Source organism: Bathymodiolus platifrons methanotrophic gill symbiont (assembly GCF_002189065.1).
In the GTDB taxonomy this organism is placed as follows: Bacteria; Pseudomonadota; Gammaproteobacteria; order Methylococcales; family Methylomonadaceae; genus Methyloprofundus.
Window position 1 is genome coordinate 1 of record NZ_BDMN01000481.1, and the last position, 2,648, is coordinate 2,648.

Sequence of the window (2,648 nt, forward strand, 5' to 3'; positions counted from 1 at the left end):
AACTAATTTAAGGATGATCTTTAAACTGGGATCAAAGTAAATTCCCCGAGTTCAGGTGCTCTGAAATTACGTATTGTTTACAAGAAAGCAAAATAACTATGCTTTCTAAATTGGAATTGCTAGCAATGAATTACCCAGTGACAATACTCGGATGTATTTATTGACAATAATAACTTTGTGACTAGGTTCTCTCGTAGATTAGATGAGTTATCAGTCGCACTAGGAGAATAGACATGTTATTTCGAAATTTAATATACACGTCAATCATGCTATGCCTGATGACCGCGAATGTTTCATTCGCAGCGGGTATTGCCGAGACGTATTACGTTCCTATACCTGAGGTGAGGTATATGAAAATTTAGAAGCACTTAACCCGATAAAAGACGATGATACTTCAAGTTTAGCCGGTAAACATACTAGTAAAACCATCGAATCGGCAATTTCCGTTGCTATGAGTACAGACGGTACGGTGATATATTTTGACCACTGGGAAGATGGCTATGAAGCTGATATTCTAAACCCGGTTCAGGATACTACCTGATCTTTGGTGATAAAATTCCTGGTAATGGCGATGCCTGTCTTTTGATAGGCTTAAGCTGCGCAGGAGGAGATTTAATATCTGCCGGTGATGTTTTAGTAACAGGAAACCAGGTAGACACAAATGTTGATCCCAAGTCCCTTAATCCTTTCCTGTTTGATGGACGTGACAAGTTTGCCTCAACTCAACCGCTACAGGTAACTCGTATAGCCTGGGCTACTGTCCCTGGTACTGTATTAGGGGTGCCGTAGAAGTCTTTCCGACCAGTAGCTGGGGTACAGTATTTGAAACGCCTGTCGGTGAAAATATACCCTCTGACAATATGTTCGCACAGGTAGCAGTCAGTTTTATGGCGATGCATGATAATACCTTTATTGCACTTGATATTGGTACAAATTCAAACCCTTTGACGTGTAATACAATTGCTGACGTGCCTTGCGCTTTTGATAACTTTACACCTGATGGTCTTCCTGATACACCATTTGCTTTACTGAGTGAAGGTGAGAGCGCATTGACATCCATTACGGATCCTTTTAATATTAGTGCTGGAGCTTTCAGTACCCATCCAGTTCAGGCGCATGCGATTAGTGGCGACCCTACAGCTGTCTGGGAATCTCGCTGGTATGTTGTACTAGACACTGGAGAATGGGGTAATGAGTATTTTTTTCCAGTCAGTAGCAGACAGAGCGATTCAGCTGACCCAACGGATGTCTTTGTCTATAACCCAATCAGCAATGGCGCTACCATTGTAGTAACTTGCGAGGCTCGTGCTCCTCGTCATTGTACCGATACGACTACTGGACTAGATAAGGACTCGGCTACTATCCTGAAAGGTAATTTTGTACGCTTCAGGATTCCTGACGGTAGTGGTGCAAGGTTTACGACTAGTGATGCTGGCGTACCTTTCTACGCAGTCTCAACCATAGACTCTAATCCTGATGATGCTGTTTTTCCAAATCCAGGCTGGGAGGATGCCGATCAGCAAAATATGGCTTTCGACTGGGGATATGCAGGGGTACCGACATTTAAATTGTCTACCCAGATTCTGGCAGGTTTTGCGCCCCATATCGATCCGACCATATGTGCTGCTGGCTCACCGTTTATCTGTTTTGAACCCGAAGATTCAGAGGACAATCCCTTAGGTATGGGAAGTCCTCTTTGGGTTATGTCTACACGTATACCTGGCGATGTCGATACAGTTATTTATGTAGACCATGATGGCGATCCACTTACTCATAGACCTGGAGGAGGAGCTGATGATGGCGCAGGAAATGGCTATGATAAAGTATTCACTCTTGCTCCTTTAGAACGAATTAAAATATTTGATGAAGTTGATTTCGATAATACCGGCACGATCGTGTACACACTCGATGAAACACGGATTGCTGCAGCATGGGGTCAGGACCCTGACAGTTCAAAATCCTTTAATCCTTATTTTGATGCGGGGACTTATATTCCGGCTCTACCACAATTTAGCATGGCTAAAGAAGTGGATGAGGAATTAGTCAGACCGGGAGCAGTTTTAACTTATACTTTTAATGCCACTAATACCAGCCGTGCTGCGATTGGTGACTTAACAATGGTTGATATATTGCCGTTACCTGAAGGCGTTGTTACTTATAATGCTGGAACTACAGAGCAATATTATGTGGACCTTTTGACTGATGGCTTCCTTATTGCAGATAAGCCTAATCCAGGTGATTTTCCATTGTTAGATCCAGGGATTCCATTAGGACCATTAGATCCAGGTGAAACTACATCAGTGACCTTTCAGGTGACTGTTGATGCAGATATTCTTCCAAATATTGACCCGGGCGATGACTGTCCTGATCCACAAACAGCGGTAATCAACAATGCAACTGTGAGTTCACTCAATGATAGCTTTGATGACGATGCACTAACCTGTGTCTATTTTATCCCTGGTATTGATATTGAGAAATTAACCGAAGGTGTCGATGCGGATGATCCAGCTGCTGGTGATGCACCACAGATCAACGCAGGCGACCCGGTTAAATGGACTTATATCGTAACTAATACAGGTGAATTACCATTAGAGAATATTAAAGCTGAAGTTTCCCAATAATTATTTATGGTAAAATTGAAACTATGC

At 42.7% G+C, this 2,648-nt stretch carries 2 protein-coding genes; both read left to right on the forward strand.

All coding sequences use genetic code 11. The annotated features are described in order from the left end of the window. Positions 1-582 precede the first annotated feature (582 nt). Positions 583-789 (forward strand): hypothetical protein, encoded by a 207-nt coding sequence (locus CDZ78_RS19610; protein ID WP_087871464.1) that lies wholly within the window; start codon positions 583-585, stop codon positions 787-789. 71 nt (positions 790-860) lie between these two features. Beyond that, positions 861-2,621, forward strand: coding sequence for a COG1361 family protein (locus tag CDZ78_RS19615; protein ID WP_087871465.1), 1,761 nt, complete (start codon positions 861-863; stop codon positions 2,619-2,621). Positions 2,622-2,648: the final 27 nt, after the last annotated feature.